At 41.5% G+C, this 20,511-nt stretch carries 23 protein-coding genes; 9 read left to right on the top strand and 14 right to left on the bottom strand.

Going from position 1 to position 20,511, the window contains the following annotated elements; all coding sequences use genetic code 11:
• Positions 1–5: 5 nt before the first annotated feature.
• From DJ568_RS06515 to kbl, 11 genes are all read right to left on the bottom strand, one after another.
• Positions 6–413: a response regulator gene (locus DJ568_RS06515; protein WP_199560900.1), complete on the bottom strand. Its 408-nt coding sequence runs from the start codon at positions 411–413 to the stop codon at positions 6–8.
• Positions 400–2,010 carry a sensor histidine kinase gene (locus DJ568_RS06520; protein WP_114004455.1) on the bottom strand — a complete coding sequence of 537 codons (1,611 nt, stop codon included), beginning with the start codon at positions 2,008–2,010 and terminating at the stop codon, positions 400–402. Before DJ568_RS06520 ends, DJ568_RS06515 begins: the two co-directional genes overlap by 14 nt.
• Before the next feature lie 538 nt (positions 2,011–2,548).
• Entirely contained in the window at positions 2,549–3,901 is a 1,353-nt protein-coding gene (creD, locus tag DJ568_RS06525) for a cell envelope integrity protein CreD (RefSeq protein WP_114004456.1), read from the bottom strand.
• A gap of 50 nt (positions 3,902–3,951) precedes the next feature.
• Positions 3,952–4,263 carry a winged helix-turn-helix domain-containing protein gene (locus DJ568_RS06530; RefSeq protein WP_114004457.1) on the bottom strand — a complete coding sequence of 104 codons (312 nt, stop codon included), beginning with the start codon at positions 4,261–4,263 and terminating at the stop codon, positions 3,952–3,954.
• On the bottom strand, positions 4,253–4,885 hold the full coding sequence (locus tag DJ568_RS06535; RefSeq protein WP_114004458.1) for a hypothetical protein: 633 nt from the start codon (positions 4,883–4,885) through the stop codon (positions 4,253–4,255). Before DJ568_RS06535 ends, DJ568_RS06530 begins: the two co-directional genes overlap by 11 nt.
• 102 nt (positions 4,886–4,987) lie before the next feature.
• A complete protein-coding gene (locus DJ568_RS06540) occupies positions 4,988–5,569 on the bottom strand; it encodes a TetR/AcrR family transcriptional regulator (protein WP_114004459.1) in 582 nt (193 codons plus the stop codon).
• 4 nt (positions 5,570–5,573) lie between these two features.
• Positions 5,574–5,978, bottom strand: a complete 405-nt coding sequence (locus DJ568_RS06545; RefSeq protein WP_114004460.1) for a Rieske (2Fe-2S) protein — start codon at positions 5,976–5,978, stop codon at positions 5,574–5,576.
• A complete protein-coding gene (gene pheS / locus DJ568_RS06550) occupies positions 5,975–7,009 on the bottom strand; it encodes a phenylalanine--tRNA ligase subunit alpha (RefSeq protein ID WP_114004461.1) in 1,035 nt (344 codons plus the stop codon). Before pheS ends, DJ568_RS06545 begins: the two co-directional genes overlap by 4 nt.
• Before the next feature lie 4 nt (positions 7,010–7,013).
• Positions 7,014–7,415, bottom strand: a complete 402-nt coding sequence (locus DJ568_RS06555) for a PIN domain-containing protein (protein ID WP_114004462.1) — start codon at positions 7,413–7,415, stop codon at positions 7,014–7,016.
• Positions 7,415–7,678: a DUF6364 family protein gene (locus DJ568_RS06560; protein WP_114004463.1), complete on the bottom strand. Its 264-nt coding sequence runs from the start codon at positions 7,676–7,678 to the stop codon at positions 7,415–7,417. Before DJ568_RS06560 ends, DJ568_RS06555 begins: the two co-directional genes overlap by 1 nt.
• Positions 7,679–7,720: 42 nt before the next feature.
• Positions 7,721–8,911 carry a glycine C-acetyltransferase gene (gene kbl, locus DJ568_RS06565; RefSeq protein ID WP_114004464.1) on the bottom strand — a complete coding sequence of 397 codons (1,191 nt, stop codon included), beginning with the start codon at positions 8,909–8,911 and terminating at the stop codon, positions 7,721–7,723.
• A gap of 125 nt (positions 8,912–9,036) precedes the next feature.
• Here kbl and DJ568_RS06570 point away from each other — a divergent pair, with 125 nt between their 5' ends.
• Both DJ568_RS06570 and trhO read left to right on the top strand, forming a co-directional pair.
• On the top strand, positions 9,037–11,517 hold the full coding sequence (locus tag DJ568_RS06570) for a DUF5686 and carboxypeptidase regulatory-like domain-containing protein (RefSeq protein WP_114004465.1): 2,481 nt from the start codon (positions 9,037–9,039) through the stop codon (positions 11,515–11,517).
• A 152-nt stretch (positions 11,518–11,669) separates the two neighbouring features.
• Positions 11,670–12,620: an oxygen-dependent tRNA uridine(34) hydroxylase TrhO gene (gene trhO / locus DJ568_RS06575; protein ID WP_114004466.1), complete on the top strand. Its 951-nt coding sequence runs from the start codon at positions 11,670–11,672 to the stop codon at positions 12,618–12,620.
• Between the two features lie 77 nt (positions 12,621–12,697).
• Here trhO and DJ568_RS06580 read toward each other — a convergent pair whose 3' ends face one another.
• Positions 12,698–13,195 (bottom strand): GNAT family N-acetyltransferase, encoded by a 498-nt coding sequence (locus DJ568_RS06580; protein WP_114004467.1) that lies wholly within the window; start codon positions 13,193–13,195, stop codon positions 12,698–12,700.
• Positions 13,196–13,525: 330 nt separating this feature from the next.
• Between DJ568_RS06580 and DJ568_RS06590 the strand changes: the two genes are divergently transcribed.
• Genes DJ568_RS06590 through DJ568_RS17180 form a run of 3 tightly spaced genes read left to right on the top strand, consistent with a single transcriptional unit; the run spans position 13,526 to position 14,066 of the window.
• Complete coding sequence (locus DJ568_RS06590) at positions 13,526–13,708, top strand: hypothetical protein (protein WP_114004469.1); 183 nt, start codon at positions 13,526–13,528, stop codon at positions 13,706–13,708.
• Between the two features lie 28 nt (positions 13,709–13,736).
• Positions 13,737–13,874, top strand: coding sequence for a hypothetical protein (locus DJ568_RS17175; protein ID WP_158534887.1), 138 nt, complete (start codon positions 13,737–13,739; stop codon positions 13,872–13,874).
• Positions 13,875–13,907: 33 nt separating this feature from the next.
• Positions 13,908–14,066, top strand: a complete 159-nt coding sequence (locus tag DJ568_RS17180; RefSeq protein WP_158534888.1) for a hypothetical protein — start codon at positions 13,908–13,910, stop codon at positions 14,064–14,066.
• 196 nt (positions 14,067–14,262) lie between these two features.
• Here the strand turns inward: DJ568_RS17180 and serS are convergent, their stop codons facing one another.
• Both serS and DJ568_RS06600 read right to left on the bottom strand, forming a co-directional pair.
• Positions 14,263–15,534, bottom strand: coding sequence for a serine--tRNA ligase (serS, locus tag DJ568_RS06595; RefSeq protein WP_114004470.1), 1,272 nt, complete (start codon positions 15,532–15,534; stop codon positions 14,263–14,265).
• 40 nt (positions 15,535–15,574) lie between these two features.
• A complete protein-coding gene (locus DJ568_RS06600) occupies positions 15,575–16,201 on the bottom strand; it encodes a polysaccharide deacetylase family protein (protein ID WP_114004471.1) in 627 nt (208 codons plus the stop codon).
• Positions 16,202–16,290: 89 nt separating this feature from the next.
• On the opposite strand from DJ568_RS06600, the gene DJ568_RS06605 reads away from it, so the two are divergent.
• From DJ568_RS06605 to DJ568_RS06620, 4 genes are all read left to right on the top strand, one after another.
• Complete coding sequence (locus DJ568_RS06605; protein ID WP_114004472.1) at positions 16,291–17,703, top strand: TolC family protein; 1,413 nt, start codon at positions 16,291–16,293, stop codon at positions 17,701–17,703.
• Positions 17,704–17,715: 12 nt separating this feature from the next.
• Positions 17,716–19,065 carry an efflux RND transporter periplasmic adaptor subunit gene (locus DJ568_RS06610; RefSeq protein WP_114004473.1) on the top strand — a complete coding sequence of 450 codons (1,350 nt, stop codon included), beginning with the start codon at positions 17,716–17,718 and terminating at the stop codon, positions 19,063–19,065.
• Between the two features lie 115 nt (positions 19,066–19,180).
• On the top strand, positions 19,181–20,188 hold the full coding sequence (locus tag DJ568_RS06615; RefSeq protein WP_114004474.1) for an NAD(P)H-dependent glycerol-3-phosphate dehydrogenase: 1,008 nt from the start codon (positions 19,181–19,183) through the stop codon (positions 20,186–20,188).
• Positions 20,189–20,209: 21 nt separating this feature from the next.
• Positions 20,210–20,506 (top strand): hypothetical protein, encoded by a 297-nt coding sequence (locus DJ568_RS06620; RefSeq protein ID WP_114004475.1) that lies wholly within the window; start codon positions 20,210–20,212, stop codon positions 20,504–20,506.
• Positions 20,507–20,511: the final 5 nt, after the last annotated feature.

A 20,511-nucleotide genomic window follows, 5' to 3' on the forward strand; every position in this document is an offset into this window, starting at 1 on the left:
GGTAGTTAATCGGCGTTAATTTGCTCTAATATAAGATGCAGCTTTTCAACAGTAATAGGCTTTACAATGAAATCAGAAACAGACTCAATTGATTTTGCCTTGCTGTAATCTTCTTCGGCAATAGACGAACTAACAATATAAACAATTATTTTTTTATCAATATGAGGTACCAGTTTGGCAAACTCATCCATAAATTGCCAACCGTCAAGTACCGGCATATTTATGTCCAGTAAAATCACATCCGGCAACATATCAGTTTGCCTGATATACTCAGCAAAAAAGTCCAGCGCCACTTGCCCGTTGTGAAAAAACAAGGTTTTTTCAGCAAACTTTGCATGTGCAATAATGCGCTTTACGGCAAACGTATATATTTCGTCATCATCAATTACACACGCGATATTAATCATATTCATTAAAAATTATTTTAAACGTAGTTCCTTCATTAAGCTTGCTGTCAACGGTGATATACCCCCCCTGTGATTCTATCTGGTTTTTTATTAAAAACAGGCCCACTCCACGTGCATCTTTCCTGTCATGAAAGGTTTTATATAAGCCAAAAACTTTGCCGCCATGTAATGCTAAATCAATACCCATACCATTGTCAGTGCACTCAAATACTGTGCGTCCCTGTTCATTTTTGTAAGTTTTAAGAACAATAACCGGGTTTTCGGTAGGCTTAGCGTATTTTATGGCGTTGGTGAGCAAGTTGATAATTATACTCTCCAGATACAACGGCGGAAAATTAACCGTTTCAACGTCATATTGCATCGTAAGTTTGGCTCCGTTGATGCTAATGCCCAAATCAATTATTTTAAGTACGTGGTTAGTTACATCAGCAAAGCTCAGCTTTTCAGATGCTATTACACTTTCTTTAATTTTTATCGCCTCGGCCAAATCGTCCAGCGTTGTATTAAGGCCTGTTGATATATTTTTTATTTTGCCTATAATATCAGCATTATCCGCGTCCAAAGTATCTACATCAATTAATGAAGATATCAACGAGATGTTACTGGCATGGTTACGAATATTATGAGATAGTATATGCGTAAAGTTTTTTAGCTGAAGATTATTTTGCGTGATCAAATCAAGGGACTGATTTAGCGCAATCTCATTACTTTTATATTGCTGAATATCCATGCACATGCCGCGCAACTTAGTCAGCTCGCCCCCGGCGTCATAAAATGGCTCACCTACAGAGCGTACCCACACATCGGCGCCTTTAGCTGTGGTTAACAGCAATTCAAGATCCCAGCGTTGGCCTTCGGTAATAGCCTTCTGTACTGCTTCATTCAACGTTGTGCGGTAAGGCTCATTATAAAAATTCAGGGCTTCATCGCTACTTATAGGGAAATCATAGGGGATTTCATAAATATCATATATGGTTTTGGACCACGTACTTTTACGCTTTAGCATATCATATTCCCAACCGCCTACGCGGCCTATTCTTCCGGCCTCAGATAATAAAAACTCGCTTGCTGCAAGTTTATCTTCGATAATCTTTCTTTTTTCTATTTCATCCTCTAAATCTTTAACGGAGCGTAAACCAATAATTACCGGCATTACCTTATATAGTGCGATAACTGTTGATATTGACACCGCCGCCGTTGTAAACCGGAGCAATGCGCTAAAGCGGTACGCCGGCCACCAAAAAATAAAGGCATCAAACAGGTGCGTTAGCCCACATAGCAATATAAATGCTATAAACAGGAAAAAAATTCTGTGAAAAGGTACATCCGGACGTTTAAGCAGCATGCGTAATAGCAGCAGAGGTATAGCAAAATACGCTGCCCATATACCGATGTCTGACAGGATGTACAACCACCCATGAAAATCGGTCCATGAGCCGCAGTGCCAACGCGGCGGCCAGCTTTCGGTATTAAAAAGATTAGTGAAGAATTCCTGAAATTGGCCGGTAAAAGTAAGATGGTGTTTAGCGTGTGCAGACGAAGCGCCGTTGCATAGCTTACAGGTGACTGGTTCAGGTTGTAATAAATTATTGCCGGAGGCCAAAATTTTAAAGGTTATTTAACAGTAAAGCAATATCTGCTAATAATATTTTTGTATAAGTTTAAGCAGGAAAATATCACACTGTAATACTCCCCCATCCAACAATATTACTGATTAAATAACTAATTTTCAACTCAGAAGATAGGTTGATAAACATTTTTAACTATAATTAAACTAACCTATTTAAAGAGGATCGTCATACTTTACCGCCGCCATATAATATCTATCCAAAGGCTAGTATAGTTGTTTGAATTTTTAGTTACCCTGGCAGTCTTTATGAGGTGAGTTAAAAGCCATTAAAAAGAAGCTGCGTGCCAAAACAACGATTATCACAATGATGCAAACAACTATCAAGGATACGCTGGTAGACCATTCGCAATCTATATGTGTGCAATATAAAGCAGCTGCTAACGCCGTTAAAAACACACATGACCACCAAACTTTAATTGAGTAAATAGATGTTTTCATATAACTCATTAAAGCAATAAGTACCCGGCACTGAGCAACCGGGTACTTTGATAAAGCTTAGGGTTTACTTAAATCAATTGTTGTCCCAGTTTATTTTGCGTGAAATATACATCAGCACTGCTACTATGATAAACAGAGCTATACTGCCAACCATTAACGCAAGGTCTTCAAGTTGGATAATTACAAATATGAAAGTATAAAACAACGACAGTATGAACGAGAACAGGATGGCTGCCTTACCTTTTTTTAGCAACGATGCAATAAAGGCCGCAATAAGTGCCACAGTTGATAGCGATGCCACGAGGTATGCCATGTTAAAGCCAATCTGTTCAGAAAAAGACAGCAATAAAGTATAGTATATAATCATGGCAGCGCCAATTAATACGTAGTTAAATACATGCACACGCTGTTTGCCTACAATTTCGGTGATAAATAATGATACGAAAGTGAGCAGGATGATTAAAATAGCATATTTACTGGTGCGGGTTGTTTTCTGATAATCATCAACGGGCATGTGCAGTTTAACACCAAACGTAGCCTGCTGCAATCCTTTTACATTATCCAGCAGGTTATAGTCTGTGGTCCACTGCTGCGGAAATGGCCTGTTTAAATAGAGCATGTGCCATTTAGCTGCAAATCCAGCACCGTTAACCTTTGAGGTGTCTGGTATTGTTCGCCCTTCAAAACTCGGGCTTGGCCAGTCACCGTTCGCTTGCACATCTGTTACTTTACCCAGGTGTAAAAAATGAAGATCATTGCTTCCTTTGATATCAAGCTCATAGCTGAAGTTGAAAGCATTGCCGCCATTGCTTACCAGGTTGATGGCCGCCTGCAGTCCGTTTTTAAATATTGATGTGTTGCTCAGCGAGGGTTCGGCGGTAAGCACCTGGCCTGCCGCTTTTATAACAGGGTCCTTTTTTAGTCCTTTCAAATCCGATATCTCAAAGGTTAGCCTGGCGCGTTCCGGTAAAAGCTGTTCGGGCCTGATATTAAGTGCTGCAAGGTTGAGGCTGGCAAAGTTGCCGTTAACATTAATTTTTGAATTGTAAACAGCCACGTCAAATATGCCGCGATGCCGCACTTCAGATGTAATTGAAGCCTTATAGCTGAGGTTATCAGGCAGCACATAGATATGGTCAACAACCTCGCGCGACACTTCTTTCCGCGATGTATCAAGAAACGTTTCGGTTTTTTTATACGGGATAACCAGTACCGGCCCTTTTATAAGCTGCCTGCCCGACCACGCGTCTGATACTTCGGCAATGGTTTCTTCCTGTCGTGCGGCACGTTCATTAATTAAATCCTGTACCAGGCCGGACGGTATAAGTAATACCAGGATTAGTATAGCTATAAATATAGCTTTAACGGTTGCCGACTCCCTGAGCCAGTCCATTGCATTCTTTTGTTTTTGTGGTTCGTCTGTCATGATTACAATTTAAAAGTACTTTTTATTTCAAAGTTAACACATAAAAAAATTTATAACCCTTTTTGCTGTTTAATTAAAAGCTCAAGCGCGTTAAGATGTTGCTTAAATGCTTTTTTTCCTTTTTCGGTAGCTGCGTAATTGGTGTTTGGCTTACGGCCAACAAAGGTTTTGTTTACTAGTATATATTCATCTTTCTCTAACGCTTTAAGGTGCGATGCAAGGTTACCATCGGTAATATCCAGTAACTCTTTCAGCGAGTTAAAGTCGTAACGGTCGTTAACCATAAGCACGCTCATTATCTGCAATCGTACCCGGTTCTCAAAAGCTTTATCAAGTTTTTCGAAAGGATTTTTACCCGTCATATTTAAAATACATTATACTGCCGTATATAATATGCAGTACACCAAAACCTATTGCCCAAAACAGTAATCCATAGCCCGGCATTAAAGCCGCAATAAGCCCTAATATAATTTCAAGCATGCCCAGGTATCTGACATCGCCAAAGGTAAAATTACTTGCGCTTAAAAGTGCAAGACCGTAAAAAATTAGCGATGCCGGTGCTACTATACTAAAATAGCCGCGCAAGATGAAAATGAGTATCAGCAATCCGCCGGCTACCACCGGCACAGCCAGATTAAATAAAACGGTACGGCTCAGCCTGCCCCAAATTTGTTGTCCCTTCTTTTTGGCTTTGCGTATGGTTAATAAAATAACCGTAACCAGCGAAAGCGTCAGTACCGCCAGAGCAATCAATATTAAATTGACCAGCGTGTCGGGATTTGCCGGAACATCAGCTATCACATAATCGCGGGTACTAAACATCCCGTTTCGCGTATAGATCATTTTATACGCTATAAAAGCGCCTATTAAGGCATAAAAGCCCACCAATATACCTGATAATCCGCTAAGCGAAATAAACTTTGAGGAACGCTCCATCAGGCTGCGAATAGAGGCCAGTTCGTCGTGTAATTGTTTTTCTTCCACTTGAAAGTACTTTTGTTTTCAAAGTAAGGAATAAATATTTTATGATGCAAGGGTTTTATAAAATAATATAATGCTTAATTGCCAGTATGCGCAGGGGAAGAATTACACCGTTATAGCCGCTTTAACCAGATAAGGCAAAATTTCTTTCTGAAAGGACACGAAGTTCTTGCGCACGTCGGCATCACTTACTGAGGTGAATGCGAAACTGAATACTATACTTTTACTGCATTTGATTAAAAAGCGTAAGCGTTGCTGGTACGTTTCGTGTTTACGTACGCCAGTTAGCTGGGTAAAAGACAGCACCAACAGGTCTTCCAGCTCATTAGACAGGTTTTTTAAAAAAGCCTGTGAGTTGGCTGATTCGCGGATAAATTCCCAACCGATAAACTCATTGCATACTGTGTATGATAAGCGGCAGGTTTTCATGATGAGGTTTGTAAGATGTTCCTCTTCATCCTTTTCGGGTGTGTTGATGTGTATCAGCTCATCAACGCTAACCCTGATGTAATCCATCAGCAAAGAGTGGAGTATTTCTTCCTTACTGTTAAAATATTTGTAAATGGTAGCCTTGGCAATTTTTGCCCTGCGAGCAATTTCGTTAACGCTGGTTTTATGGTAACCGAATTTCCGGAACAACTCCTGTGCCGCCCGCTTTATACTCTCTTTTATTTTATCGGCTTCCATTAAACTAATTAGTTATTTGAATTTCGTATTGTGTTTCGACAACGGTGTATTGGCGCAACATCCGCTCAGCCGGACCTTTAACAACGGAACCATCAAACAATAAAAATTTTGAGCCGCTGCATGGGTCTTCAACCTGTAAGCCGGTATTATCTAATACTACTTTACATAACTTTTCGGGCTGGTAACTACTGCACTGATCATAAGCCACATAGTTACCATCCGGCCGCCGGTAAACAATTATACCCGCTACACCAATACCGTTCTCGAAAATTACACCGGTACCTTCACTAAACCGGATATCTGACTTTTGAATTATCCGGTTTACCCGTACATAAGGTACAACATCACGCTGCTTACCGCAACTTATAATACAAATGCTTAGCAACACTACAGCAGCTAACTTCCTCATATTATTTCAGTTTGAAACTGTTTTAAAAAGCGCACATCATTCTCAGAAAACAACCGCAGATCGCGTATTACATATTTAAGGTTAGTAATACGCTCAATGCCCATCCCGAAGGCGAAGCCGGTATATTTCTTACTGTCTATACCGCAATTTTCAAGCACATTAGGATCAACCATTCCACAACCTAATATTTCAACCCAACCGCTATACTTACACATGTTACAGCCATCGCCCTTGCAAATGCTGCAGGACACATCCATTTCTGCCGACGGTTCAGTAAACGGAAAATAAGATGGCCTGAAACGTACTTTAGTGCCTTCGCCGTATAACTCCTGTACAAAGTGATACAATGTTTGTTTAAGGTCGGCAAAGGATACATTTTCGTCGACATACAAACCTTCTACCTGGTGAAAAAAACAATGCGCCCGGGCAGAAATAGCCTCGTTGCGGTATACTCGTCCAGGCATAATAGCACGAAACGGGGGTTTACCGTTCTCCATCATACGCACCTGCACTGATGAGGTGTGCGTACGCAGGGCAATATCGTCTTTACCAGCGTTCTTTTTTATAAAAAACGTATCCTGCATATCCCGTGCCGGATGCTCCTCAGGGAAATTAAGTGCGGAGAAGTTGTGCCAATCGTCCTCAATTTCAGGCCCCTCAGCTACAACAAATCCTAAACGTTTAAAAATGTCAATAATCTCGTTACGCACCAGGGTAAGCGGGTGTCGCGAACCTATACTGAAGCCGGTGCCGGGTAAAGTAAGGTCCTGCTCGTTAGTGTTACCTGTTTGTTGGGTGTCCAGGCTTTCCTTTAGCTCGTTGTATTTAGCCTCGGCCATTTGCTTAAACTGGTTAAGCACTTTACCAAAGGTACGCTTCTCTTCGGCGCCAACGGTTTTAAATTCATCAAACAGATCTTTTATAATACCTTTAGTACCTAAAAATTTTATACGGAATGTTTCCAGTTCCCCGGCTGTGGTTTTAACCAGTTCGTTTATCTCTTTGGTGTATTTATCTATTTTTTCCTGCATGTTATTATAAAGTCTTTAAAAACTGGTTGGGCGTATAAACAGGTATTGTTGATTGTTTATAATCCTGTAGGTTACGTGTTATTATAGCATCAGCACCCACGCTTTTTGCCGAATAAAATTGTACGGCATCTTCAAAATCAGATATAGCAGACAAAAGAGCTTTATCGATAAATTCCTTTGTTTCGGCTATTACAGTCAACTTGGTGCTTAACACTTCAATAGCTTTACGTGCTTGTTGCTCACCAAATTTTTTCTTAGTAAAATAGTGCACATTTAACAACCCATGCACTGAAGTGCAGCATTTATGTTTGTCAGCCAAAACCATAATTGCAACACTTGAACTAAAATGCGGCTCCCTTATTAAAAGAGTATCTAATATAACATCTGTGTCTATAAACAAAGTCATTATATGCCGTATTTATCTTCAAGGTGCTTTCCATATTCAGCCCTATGATCAAAATCAGGCGTAGGAGTAGTTACAGGTATGATATCTTTTAACCAATCCGGTAAGTCTTCAAGTTTTTCCTGAGGTGAAGAAATCTTTTTTTGTTCAGCAACGTCTTGCAGATATTTTTGTATTAGCTTAGATAAACTTGTATGATGGTCTTTAGCATATTGCTTCGCCCTTTCAATTATCTTTGGTTCTATGCTTAAAGTCAACTTAGCCATCTCAGTCAATTTATACGTACAAATATAACAAATTTATACGTATCATTTCAACACGCCTAACCTTCGGCCTACCTTAATAAACGCAGCAATGGCCTTATCGAGATGTTCCTGCTCATGCGCTGCCGATAACTGCACCCTGATACGCGCCTTGCCTTGCGGCACAACAGGGTAATAAAACCCAATTACGTAAATACCTTCTTCAAGCATTTTAGCGGCAAACTCCTGTGCAAGTTTGGCATCATAAAGCATTACCGGCACTATAGGATGCACGCCCGGTTTAATATCAAACCCGGCAGCGGTCATCTTGCTACGAAAATATTGGGTGTTTTTTTCCAGTTTATCACGCAGGTGGGTAGTTTCGCTCAACATATCCAGCACAGCTATCGAAGCCCCTGTAATAGCCGGCGCCAGCGTATTGCTAAACAGGTATGGCCTTGAACGCTGCCTGAGCATATCAATAATTTCTTTACGCCCCGAGGTAAACCCACCCGACGCGCCGCCTAGCGCTTTGCCTAACGTGCCTGTGATGATATCAATCTTCCCCATTACATTATGATGCTCGTGCGTGCCCCGGCCGGTTTTTCCCATAAAGCCGCTGCAATGGCTTTCATCTATCATAACCAGGGCAGTGTATTTTTCGGCTAGTTCTGCAATTTTATCTAATTGTGCCACGGTACCATCCATACTGAAGGCGCCATCGGTAACAATAATACGGTGGCGGCAATCTTGCGTGCCCTTTAGTTTCTCTTCCAGGTCGGCCATGTCATCATGCTTATACCGCTGACGCTGGGCTTTACACAGGCGTATGCCATCAATGATTGAGGCGTGGTTCAACTCATCAGATATTATAGCATCCTGCTCATTAAACAATGGCTCAAATACACCGCCGTTAGCATCAAAAGCCGCCGCGTACAATATCGTATCTTCAGTACCTAAAAACGTTGCTATCTTTTTTTCCAGTTCCTTATGTATATCCTGTGTACCACATATAAACCTTACCGAAGATAATCCGTAGCCGTGGGTATCCATAGCACCCTTGGCAGCATCTATCACCTGTTGATTACCTGAAAGGCCCAGGTAATTATTGGCACAAAAGTTTATTACTTTTTGGCCTCCTTGTACGGTTATATCCGCGCCTTGCGCCGATGTTATAATCCGTTCGCGCTTATAAAGCCCCGCGCTTTCAATTTCGGCTAATTCGCGCTGAAGCACCGGTTTTAACGTATTAAACATAGTCTGGTCAGTTTTATGCTATAAAATTACATATAAGATTATTTGCTTATCAATAAATAGCCGTTTAAATATATTGTTTAACTTAACAAACATTTTGCCCCGTAATAGTATTAATTGTGCAGCGTATGAGAAGATACTTATTATTGATTTTTAGCTTATTATGTACCGGCAACCTGTTTGCTCAGCAATACCTGCTATCGGGCCGCATTACCGACGAACGTAATAACATTATCGCTTTTACCTCTGTATATATACGCAACTCAACCTACGGCACCACCGCCAACGAGTATGGGCGATACCAGTTAAAACTAGCTCCGGGTGATTATAATATAATTTACCGCTTTGTTGGATATAAAGAAAAGACTGTACGGATTACTATAACTAACCGTGATGAAGAATTAAACGTACAGCTTCAGGATGAGATATTTAGCCTGAAAGAAGTAACCATTACCGGTAAACGCGCACGCGACCCCGGAATGGACATCATGCGCGAGGTAATAAACAAACGTGAGTATTACTTAAATGAGGTTAAAGCTTACTCATGTGCTGTATACATTAAGGGTGTACAAAAACTGCTAAAAGCACCTAAAAAATTAATTGGACGTGAAGTGAGGCGGGTGCTTGATCTCGACTCGAATGGCCGTGGAATCCTTTATCAGTCAGAGTCATTGTCAGAATATAATTTTGAGCGGCCTGACAAAGTGCGTGAAATAACCATATCATCAAAAGTCGCCGGTCAAAACACCGCCTTCAGTTATAATAAGGCGTCAGATCTTCAGCTTAATTTATACGAAAATCTTTTTAGAGTTAACGGGCTTAGCAACCTGGCCTTTGTGACGCCGGCTGCAGATAACGCTTTTACCTTTTACAATTTTAAATTAGAAGGCAGCACTATAGTTAACGGTAAAACCATTGATAAGATAAAGGTAATACCACGCAGTAAGTACAACCAGGCCTTTCAGGGTAATATTTATATTATACATGATGACTGGCGTATTTACAGTGCTGACTTAATGCTTACCGGGGATAACAATAATATCAACCTGGTTGATACCCTAAAAATAAGTCAGCAATATGTCCCTGTAAAGGATGACGTTTGGATGCCTGTATCCACGCAGTTTGATTTCAGCGGCAATGTGCTGGGTTTTATGTTTTCAGGCTACTTTACCAGCGTATACAACAATTACAAACTCGACCGTGTATTTGAACCGGGCTTTTTTAACGGCGAGATATTGAGGATTGACACCGCTGCTAACAAAAAGGATTCTGCTTACTGGGCCAATGCGCGACCTATCCCGCTAACAGCACAGGAAACACGGGATTACGTAAAAAAGGACAGCATTTTTGAAATCAAAAATACGGTGGCATACAAGGATTCGGTACAGCGGTCAGATAACAAATACAACCCGCTCGACCATCTGATTTTTACGCACGACGCACATTACTGGCGTTCAAAAAGATCGGTATTTGTACCCCCTTTGCACCGCACAGTCTTTTATAATACAGTTGAAGGTTGGGGCATTGATTTTAGGCCAAAGTTTGTTAAGGAATATGATGATTATAAAATTTTCACCATTACACCGGCAATACATTACGGTTTTGCAAGCAAGCTATTTAGCCCGAGCGTGGCGGCAAGTTATTACCATGACCCGGCTAAACGCGGATTATTTTATGCCAACATTGGCAGTGATGTATTGGATTTGAACGATGTTGGCACACGGTCATTGTTTTTTAACACGATAAGTACGCTGATATATGAAAACAACTACGTGAAGTACTACCGGTCAACCTTCGGCAGTTTTGGCTATCAGCAAGAGCTTTCAAACGGCATTTTATGGAACGCAAGTCTGGGCTATTCAAAAAGACGGCAATTATATAATGTGTCCTTCAATCACATTTTCGACGCTAAAAACAGGGATTACACGTCCAATAATCCGCTGGCACCGGCTGGTGCGCCGGCAGACGATCGTTCGTTTTTGTTCCCTGAACATAATGCCCTTACTTTCCGCACATCATTTGAATTTACATTTGATCAAAAATACATTTCGCGCCCCACGGGTAAGATTTATGTACCATCAAAGTACCCTAAGCTATTATTAGGCTATCGCAAAGGCATCAATAAACTTTTTGGCTCCGATGTAAATTATGATTTCGTTTCGGTAGATGCGTGGCAGGATGATATACCATTGGGCTTGTACGGTCACTCGGCTTTTAAAGTAACGGCGGGCACTTTTTTTAATCGTAAAGCCCTTTACTTTATGGATTATAATCATTTCCTGGGTAACGTAGGTACTACATTTGATCCTACTTATGTAGGCAGCTTCCATTTTTTGCCATTTTACGAGTTCAGTACCGACCGCGCGTTCCTTGAAGCTCATTTCTTTCATAACTTTTCGGGCCTGCTATTTAATAAAATTCCTTTTATAAGGAACTTAAAGCTTGAGGAAGTTGTAGGTGTAAACTATCTTAACTCCAACAACCGGCGTAACTACTACGAACTTTATGCAGGTATAAAAAGGTTATTCTTAAGAGTTGACTACGGTATATCGTATGCCGGCAATAAAAAATACATTCAGGGATTCAGGATATACTACGGCATAAGGTAGGAAAGAACGGTAAAGGGGAAGCGACAGAAGTTCTTTTATAACTATTCAGTCACACCCTAACACATGTTTAGTTTCAACGCTTTGCCTTTCACCTAAAAATTGTAAATTTGGAGTTCATTTAACACTGTTTGCAGCAGTATCAATGAACGTCTATGATAAAATACAATACACTACTTTACTATTGTTATTCAACAATAGCCAACGGTGAGCAGTTTGCTGCCGATCATCTTAAATTTTGTAAAGAGCTTGGGCTAACAGGCCGCATTATAGTGGCTGATGAAGGGCTTAATGGTACCGTTTCCGGCACCAGCGCTGCTTGCCAGGCTTATATGGATGCCGTGCACGCCGACGAACGTTTTGCACATACTGATTTTAAAATAGATGAAGTGGATAGCCCTTCGTTTGTAAAAATGCACGTGCGTTACAAAACTGAAATTGTACATTCAGGATTACGCGATCCGAATATTATTAACCCTCAAAAGCAAACCGGTAAACACCTGGAGCCGGTTGATTTTATGGCTATGAAGGACCGCGACGACGTAGTGATACTGGATGTACGCTCAAATTACGAGCATAGCCTGGGCAAATTTAAAAATGCCGTAACGCTTGATATAGAAAATTTCAGGGATTTTCCGTCCAAAATAAATGAGCTGGCTAAATACAAAGATAAAAAGATCCTAACGTATTGCACCGGTGGTATCAAATGCGAAAAAGCATCGGCATTGTTGTTACACGAAGGCTTTAAAGATGTTTACCAGCTCCATGGCGGTATTATTAAATACGGAAAAGAAGCCGGAGGAAAGGATTTTGAGGGCAAATGCTATGTGTTCGACAATCGCCTCTCGGTAGACGTAAACAGCGTTAACCCGGTAGTTATATCAACATGTTATAACTGTGGCACCACTACCCACAAGATGATAAATTGTGCAAACCCTGAGTGTAATGAACACTTTACCCAGTGCGATGCCTGCGGCGAAAAAATGGAAGGCTGCTGCAGCGACGCGTGCCAGGCTCATCCACGCAAGCGCGTGTACGACGGTACAGGTTATTATGTAAAAGTGCCGCAGCCGGTAAATAAGAAAGCAAAATCAGAGGTGGTATAAGCCCACCCTGATTCTTCTCCCATAGGGACAGGGTAACACAGCTTAAGATCTTCTGATTGGGATTTAATTTGCGGGGGCTAAAACCGCACTACCATTTGCAGCTCTGTTAAATATTTTCCATCCCATTTACAGGCATTCTCTTCACGACTGTAAATCGTGAAGCCAAATTGCTCGTATAATTTTATAGCATTTGGGTTAGTTGCAATCACGGTAAGGTTTACCTGTTCAATATCACCCAGTGCACGCGCACGGCTCAATACTTCTGTTATTAGTTTTTTGGCTATGCCCTTTCCTCTATGCTCCGGCGATACATACATCCGGAACAATGTTCCTTTATGCCTTAGTTTTTCGCGCGTTGCGCCGTCTCTTTCAAAACTCACTACCCCGGCAAGTTGTTCTTCTGTATACGCGCCAAGGGTAAAACTATCCGGGGTTCCGTTGGTAGGAAAGGGCAGGTCGCGGTCGTCATTTGCTGATATCCTAAAGTTGTCTGCATCATTAATAAGCCCCTCTCTTAAAAAAGCTTTGTAGATGGTTAAGCTTTCGGCATTGAGGTCTTGTATAGTTAAATCCATAGGTTCAAATATATAGTCTGTGTTGATATTGGAGACGATTGACCTCAAAAATGTACAATTTAAAATACAGTGAGTACAGTATTACAGCAGTACCCGACCAAACGTCTCATTTTTTTTAAAATTAAAAAAAACAGGAACGTTTTGACTACTGCACCCGACAGGTGTATTATAAAATAATACAACAGTTGTATGGTATTTATGGCATTTTTCAACTTAAATCGCCCGTTTGCCGCCTGTATCGTTTGTCGTCGCGGCCTTCCCCCGGCCATATTTATAACCCCTGTATGATTTGGCATTGTATTGGAATAACTCCAATCAAACATAGTTGTTATGGTTGTTTTAAAAGATAAGAAAAGACCCGGCGAAGAGAAAGAATGGGAAAACCCGGTTAACCCCGAGAAACCTGCTGACTCAAGGGATGATGAACAACTACTAAGGCAGCTAAAAGAAGCTGAACGCAGGAAAGAGAACCTGACAGACGCTGATAACGAAGAACAGGAACATACAAACTAATTATAAAAAATATTAAATTTTTTCAACTATGAAAACCTACAACAAACCATCAACAAGCAAACTGGTTGCAAAGTTCGACAACGAGTTAATGCAATTATTAATGGAAGACCTGAAGGCCAGAAAGTCTGCTAATAATATTAAAACTAACAGCTTAAATGCTGCGTAAGTAAAAGTCGTCAACCAAATAAATCATCTACCCATGAAAAGCAATAAAAAACCGGCAACCAGCAAATTAGTTGCAAAGTTCGACAACGAGTTAATGCAGATATTAATAGAGGACCTGAGTTCTTTTAAAGCTAACAACCCTTTCTATAGCAACAAACAGAAAGCCGCGCAACGCAACTTGTCGGCCGCCTGACCATCATATACATCTACCTATAAATTTCTTTTACATCACCTATGAAAACGCAAAGCCCCGGATTTTGTCCGGGGCTTTGGTTTTTCATGAGTTTTTGCGCTTCATCATTGCTGGCTACGCCTATCTTTTTATATATGCAAATAGTCCGACTGAAAGGACTAAGTCACCGTTCTGATTGCAATCACATAACCGGATATCATTCTATCCATTCAAACCTAGTATAAGGCACCAAAACTTCAGGAATCTTGATGCCTCTTTCTGTTTGATTATTCTCTAACAAAGTTGCCATGATTCGGGGTAATGCCAACGCGCTGCCGTTCAATGTGTGTGCAAGCTGTGTTTTTCCCTCGGCATTTCTATACCGCAATTTTAAGCGGTTGCTTTGGAAAGTTTCAAAGTTTGAAACCGATGAAACTTCCAGCCAACGTTGCTGTGCCGCGCTCCAGGTTTCCATGTCATACGTTAGCGCCGATGCAAAGCCCATATCACCGCCACACAAACGCAATACGCGGTAAGGCAAGCCAAGCTTTTGAAGCAGGCCCTGCACATGGGCGCTCATTTCTTCCAATACTTTGTATGAATCTTCAGGCCGTACCACCTGTACTATCTCCACCTTATCAAACTGATGCAGGCGGTTTAACCCGCGCACGTGCGCACCATATGAGCCTGCCTCACGGCGGAAACATGGAGTGTAACCACAATTTTTTACAGGCAGTTCATCGGCTTTTAAAATTACATCGCGGTACAGGTTAGTAACAGGCACTTCGGCTGTAGGTATCAGGTACAGGTTATCTTCATTAACAAAATACATCTGGCCTTCCTTATCAGGCAACTGGCCTGTACCAAAACCAGACGCCTCGTTCACCAGTAACGGCACTACCACTTCTTCGTAACCTGCTTTTTCAGCTTCATCTAAAAAATAGGCTATCATGGCGCGTTGCAATTTAGCGCCCTTACCTTTGTATACCGGGAAACCGGCGCCGGTTATTTTAACACCCAGCTCAAAATCTATCAGTTTATATTTAGCGGCGAGTTCCCAATGTGGTAACGCCTCAGCCGGCAGCTGCGGTTTATCCCCTTGCTCTAAAACCACTTCGTTTTCTTCCGGTGTTAAACCTTTGGGTACTGTTGAGTGCGGCAGATTAGGTAACAGCACTAATTTTTGCTGCAATTCTGATTCTACGGCGGCCAGTTCATCACCGTATTGCTTTATCTCTTCCTTCCATTTGCCGGTGTTGGCTTTCAGTATTTCAGCCTCCTCTTTTTTTCCCGCACGCATAAGTTCGCCTATTTGTTTGGCGGCTGCATTGGCCTCGGCCGAAATACTATCCGTACGATTTTGGGTTTGTTTACGTACATCATCAAGCCTGATGACCTCTTCGACAAGTTCGGGCTGTTTAAAATTTTTTACAGCCAAACGTTCCAATACCTGTTCCTTATTCTCGCGGATATAGCTTACTTGCAGCATGTGTGATTTTTTTAGGCAAAGATAAAAACTTGAAGGGGATTTAACTCACAGGCAGTATCTCAAAGGTGTACCCCTCTTTTTGCCAAACCTCCAGAGCGCGGGGCAGTACATACTCCAACCGGTTAAAAGCCTTAAGGCTATCATGAAAAACTATTATGGAACCGGGCTTTGTGTGTTTTAATACCTTCTTTAAACAATCTTCAGGTTTTAACGCCATATCAAAATCACCGCTTAAAACATCCCACATAATAATGTTTATGTCAGGCCGCACCTGTTTTAGCGCTTTTATCTGCGAGCGCTTGATACGGCCATATGGCGGGCGGAACAGCGGTGCATTTAATAATTCATCAGCCTGCAAGTAATTAGCTGTGTAGGTTTCGTCATCCGTTTTCCAACCTTTAAGGTGATTATACGTATGATTACCAATGGCATGGCCCTCGTTTTTAACCTGCGTAAAAATATCCGGATGCTTTTTCGCATTGTCGCCAATGCAAAAAAAAGTAGCTTTGGCCTGGTGCTTCTTTAAAATATTTAGCACAAACGGTGTAACAATAGGTATAGGGCCATCGTCAAAAGTTAAATAAATACACCTGCTGCTAGTTTTTATATCCCATATTAATTGCGGATACAGTAATTTTAGCCATCGGGGTGTTTTAACCAGGTACATGTTACAAAGTAAGGTAAATGTTTCATCTTAAGTAAAACTTAATAGCTTTCATATAAATATCCCGAGCTTATACATCAAATACATCCGGAATGTTAAAAAAAATAATTTGCTTCACCTTACTGTTTTCAACCGGTATAAGCGCTTTTGCCCAACAAAAAATCGGGCTGTTACAGGCTGTTGAAATGGCGCTTGAACGCAACCTCACTATCAAACAGGCTCAGTTCTCGGAGGCACTGTCTGAGGAAACGCTAAAGCAATCGAAAAACAATCGTTTACCCGACCTCAATGCTAACTCGCAGGGATCATTTAACTTTGGCCGAAGCTTAGACCAATCAACTTACTCGTTCACCAACGAGCGGATTTTTACTGCATATGGCTCTATGACCACACAGATTGTACTTTTTCAGGGTGGCCAACTTCGTAATCAAATAATCCAAAATAAAATTTTGCTCGATGCTGATAAAACCAATACAGCCAAAGTAAAAAATGATCTTATCCTGAATGTAATAACCACTTATTTATCCGTATTAAACAATCAGGATTTGGTTGTGGCATCAAAACAGCAGGCCGACATTGCAAAATTAACCCTGCAACGCGCGGACATTAGCTTTAAAGCTGGAAATCAGACACTGGCAGACCTATCACAAGCGAAAGCACAAATGTCAACTGCCGAACTGAACATAACAGACGCGCAGAACGCTTATGACCAATCCCTGTTATCGCTTAAGCAATACCTGGAACTAACGCCGCAAACGGATATAGAAGTGGAAAAGCCCGATATTAGCAAAATAACCGTTAACACACTTTATAATGCCGAAGAGGTTTATAAAACCGCTTTAGCCGTAAACCCCGACGTTAGGCTTGCCGAGCTTCGTCGCGACGCCTTTTTACAGGGAATTAAGATAGCAAAAGGAGCATACTATCCTACGCTAGCCATGTTTGCGTCCCTTGGATCAAATTACTCCAGTATTTACCAGCGCATTGTGGGCTCGTCATCAACCACCCGCCCTATTGGCGTTGTTGATGGTACCGACCAGGTAGTGGTAGCCCCGGTAAATGAGCCACGTTTTGTTAAACCCGGAATATTTGGGCAATTGGGAGACAATTTTTACCAATCCATTGGCATAGGTTTACAAGTGCCTATTTTTACCCGTTTTACAACGCGCACAAACGTACGTAAAGCCAAAATAAATTTTGAAAATGCAGAGGTTACGGCCCAGTTAGCCCGAAATAATTTAAGTAAAATAATATACCAGGCTGTATGGGATGTGCGCGCGGCAGAAAAAAAATATCAATCGGCCATACAGACGTATAATGCAAACAAAGATGCTTACAACACGATAATTGAAAGGTTTAATGTAGGTTTAGTAAATTCGCTTGATTTAAATACTTCGCTAACAAATTTAAACAAAGCGCAGTTTGATATGATACAGGCGCAGTATCAGCTTGTATTTCGGAGTAAAGTAATTGATTATTACCTGGGGCTACCTATTGCACTATAACTTTTTTTAACCATGGGAAAAACTACTAAATATATTTTAATCGGCCTGGGGGTACTTATCCTGCTGCTGGTAATTGGCAAGGTAACCGGCATTATAGGCGGCCCTAAAAAAACACAGGTAGCTGTTGAAAAGGCGGCTATGCGCAACATTGTTGAAACCGTATCTGCCAGCGGCAAAATAAAACCGCATGTTGAAGTGAAAATAAGCGCCGAGGTATCAGGCGAGATAGTTGATTTGCCTATAAAAGAAGGCGATGTGGTAAAAAAAGGCCAGCTACTGTGCCGCATCAGGCCGGACATTTTACAATCAGGCTATGAGCGTGCAGTGGCATCATACAACACCCAAAAAGCCAGCGTTGGTAACTCCGCCCAGATGCTGAAACAGGCCGAAGCGACTTTTAAGAACCAGCAATCTATTTATAAACGCAGTAAAGAACTTTTTGATAAAAAAGTACTAACCGTAGCTGAATTTGAGAAGGCTACAGCTGATTACCAAAGCGCCAAAGCCAGTCTTGAAGCGGCTAAGCAAAATGTAATAGGTTCAAAGTTCGGGTTAGATCAGTCGCAGGCGTCGGTAAAAGAAGCACAGGACAACCTGGCCAAAACCACCATTTTCGCACCCAATGATGGCGTAGTATCAAAGCTTTCTGTTGAAAAAGGCGAACGCGTACTGGGTACCATCCAAATGGCAGGCACCGAACTGATGACCATATCAGACCTGAGCGAAATGGACGTAAATGTAGATGTAAACGAAAATGATATCAACCGGATAACGCTCGGTGATGAATCGGATATAGAAGTTGACGCTTTCCTGGGTAAAAAATTTACCGGTAAGGTGACTGAGATAGGCAGTTCGGCCAATGTTGTTGGTACCAATGCCGACCAGGTTACAAATTTTACCGTCAAAGTGCGCATTAATCCCGAATCATATATGAGCCTGATAAAAAAGGATGCTAAAAACCCTTCTCCCTTCAGGCCGGGCCTTACCGCCACTGTTGAAATAAAAACAAACAGCGTGAGTGCGCTGGCTGTGCCGATACAATCAGTAACTACCCGCGTGGATAAAAAGGCTGACACAGCGCCTGCGCCGGATGAGAATGATGACAAAGACACAGCAAAAAAGCTTACAGAACCTGTTAAAGAATATGTTTTTGTATTATCAGCAGGCAAGGCCAAGCAGGTAGAAGTTACTACCGGGATACAGGATGATACGTATATTCAAATCAAAACCGGCTTAAAAGGCGGTGAAGAGGTTATCTCCGCACCTTACTCGGCCATATCCAAAACGCTAAAGGATAATACGGATGTGGAAAAAGTAGATAAGTCAAAACTGTTTGAAACAGACGATAAGAAAGGCGAATAGCGGTTGGCATACAGCCAGCGAAAAACTTATCCGCAATTCACTATCCACTAATCTTTAAATAAATATAAATTTGTCCTGCCGGAAACATTTTGTCCGGCGGGACATTTACTTGTTAATGCAAAACCACAAAAAGAAAATAGCTGTAATAGGCGGCGGCAGCTGGGCAACTGCCAATATTAAAATGCTGGCCGACAATAGCAACGAAAAAGAAATTTTATGGTGGATGCGCAGTGCCCAAAATGTTGAGCATATCCGGAAGTTTCATCATAACCCAAACTACTTAAGTTCGGTTGAGATAAAGGTACCCGAACAAAACATTTCTGACAACATTACTGATGTTATCGCTAAATCCGACTTCTTACTATTAAATGTTCCTGCGGCTTTTTTAAAAGCCGCACTTAAAGATATTACCCCTGCCGAGCTGGCGGGTAAAAAAATTATCTCGGCTATTAAAGGGATTGTACCTGATGAGAACCAGATTATTGCAGAGTTTATGCACCATCATTACCATGTACCCATGACAGACATTGTAGTGATCAGCGGGCCATGCCATGCCGAAGAAGTAGCGCAGGAAAAGTTATCATACCTTACCATCGCGTCGCTTGATACCGAACTTGCTGCGGTATTTGCCTCGATGGTTAATACCCGGTACATCAAAACCATCGTGTCTGACGATATATACGGCACTGAATACGCCGCAGTGCTAAAAAACATATACGCCATTGCCAGCGGAATTTGCCATGGTGTAGGCTATGGCGACAATTTCCAGTCGGTACTTATTTCAAACGCTATACGCGAACTGGAAAACTTTGTTGATGCCGTACACCCCATTGATCGCGACATTAAAGAATCTGCTTATTTAGGTGATTTACTGGTTACCGCCTACTCGCAGTTTAGCCGGAACCGTACCTTCGGCAATATGATAGGTAAGGGCTACACCGTAACCTCCGCCCAACTGGAGATGAACATGGTTGCAGAAGGTTATTATGCCATAAAATGCCTGCACGAAGTAAACAAGCAATATAAGGTGAACATGCCTATTTGCGATGCAGTGTATGCCATACTTTATGAAAGAAGATCTCCTTATATAGAGATGAAAAATTTGGCAGAGAAGTTGTGTTAGTATTACACTAAAACTCTGTATATGAAAAATATAGTAAAGACCGCCTTAGTGGCAGCAAGCATGTTTGCAGCAGCATCACAAAGCTACGCGCAATCAGTAGGTAAGGACATTGAGAAAACAGCCGACAAAGTAGGCAACAAAACAGCTGAAGTAGCTTCAAAAGGTGCTTCGGCAGTGGTTGATAAAAAGTACGCAGGTAAAGCCGGTCCGCAAGGCCAAACCATTTATATCAATAAAAACTCAAGATATTATTACGTAAATAAAAAGGGTAAGCGGATATATGTAAAAGAGTCGGAACTGGTGGATAAGGTAGAGTAGGTGTG

The sequence above is a fragment of the Mucilaginibacter hurinus genome (assembly GCF_003324525.1).
GTDB lineage: Bacteria > Bacteroidota > Bacteroidia > Sphingobacteriales > Sphingobacteriaceae > Mucilaginibacter > Mucilaginibacter hurinus.

Excerpts from the sequence above, each read along its gene's own strand:
- DJ568_RS06515 (WP_199560900.1), bottom strand. The coding sequence starts at position 413 with ATGAATATGATTAATATCGCGTGTGTAATTGATGATGACGAAATATAT.
- creD (WP_114004456.1), bottom strand. The coding sequence starts at position 3,901 with ATGACAGACGAACCACAAAAACAAAAGAATGCAATGGACTGGCTCAGG.
- DJ568_RS06530 (WP_114004457.1), bottom strand. The coding sequence starts at position 4,263 with ATGACGGGTAAAAATCCTTTCGAAAAACTTGATAAAGCTTTTGAGAAC.
- DJ568_RS06540 (WP_114004459.1), bottom strand. The coding sequence starts at position 5,569 with ATGGAAGCCGATAAAATAAAAGAGAGTATAAAGCGGGCGGCACAGGAG.
- DJ568_RS06545 (WP_114004460.1), bottom strand. The coding sequence starts at position 5,978 with ATGAGGAAGTTAGCTGCTGTAGTGTTGCTAAGCATTTGTATTATAAGT.
- pheS (WP_114004461.1), bottom strand. The coding sequence starts at position 7,009 with ATGCAGGAAAAAATAGATAAATACACCAAAGAGATAAACGAACTGGTT.
- DJ568_RS06555 (WP_114004462.1), bottom strand. The coding sequence starts at position 7,415 with ATGACTTTGTTTATAGACACAGATGTTATATTAGATACTCTTTTAATA.
- DJ568_RS06560 (WP_114004463.1), bottom strand. The coding sequence starts at position 7,678 with ATGGCTAAGTTGACTTTAAGCATAGAACCAAAGATAATTGAAAGGGCG.
- kbl (WP_114004464.1), bottom strand. The coding sequence starts at position 8,911 with ATGTTTAATACGTTAAAACCGGTGCTTCAGCGCGAATTAGCCGAAATT.
- DJ568_RS06570 (WP_114004465.1), top strand. The coding sequence starts at position 9,037 with ATGAGAAGATACTTATTATTGATTTTTAGCTTATTATGTACCGGCAAC.
- trhO (WP_114004466.1), top strand. The coding sequence starts at position 11,670 with ATGATAAAATACAATACACTACTTTACTATTGTTATTCAACAATAGCC.
- DJ568_RS06580 (WP_114004467.1), bottom strand. The coding sequence starts at position 13,195 with ATGGATTTAACTATACAAGACCTCAATGCCGAAAGCTTAACCATCTAC.
- DJ568_RS06590 (WP_114004469.1), top strand. The coding sequence starts at position 13,526 with ATGGTTGTTTTAAAAGATAAGAAAAGACCCGGCGAAGAGAAAGAATGG.
- DJ568_RS17175 (WP_158534887.1), top strand. The coding sequence starts at position 13,737 with ATGAAAACCTACAACAAACCATCAACAAGCAAACTGGTTGCAAAGTTC.
- DJ568_RS17180 (WP_158534888.1), top strand. The coding sequence starts at position 13,908 with ATGAAAAGCAATAAAAAACCGGCAACCAGCAAATTAGTTGCAAAGTTC.
- serS (WP_114004470.1), bottom strand. The coding sequence starts at position 15,534 with ATGCTGCAAGTAAGCTATATCCGCGAGAATAAGGAACAGGTATTGGAA.
- DJ568_RS06600 (WP_114004471.1), bottom strand. The coding sequence starts at position 16,201 with ATGTACCTGGTTAAAACACCCCGATGGCTAAAATTACTGTATCCGCAA.
- DJ568_RS06605 (WP_114004472.1), top strand. The coding sequence starts at position 16,291 with ATGTTAAAAAAAATAATTTGCTTCACCTTACTGTTTTCAACCGGTATA.
- DJ568_RS06610 (WP_114004473.1), top strand. The coding sequence starts at position 17,716 with ATGGGAAAAACTACTAAATATATTTTAATCGGCCTGGGGGTACTTATC.
- DJ568_RS06615 (WP_114004474.1), top strand. The coding sequence starts at position 19,181 with ATGCAAAACCACAAAAAGAAAATAGCTGTAATAGGCGGCGGCAGCTGG.
- DJ568_RS06620 (WP_114004475.1), top strand. The coding sequence starts at position 20,210 with ATGAAAAATATAGTAAAGACCGCCTTAGTGGCAGCAAGCATGTTTGCA.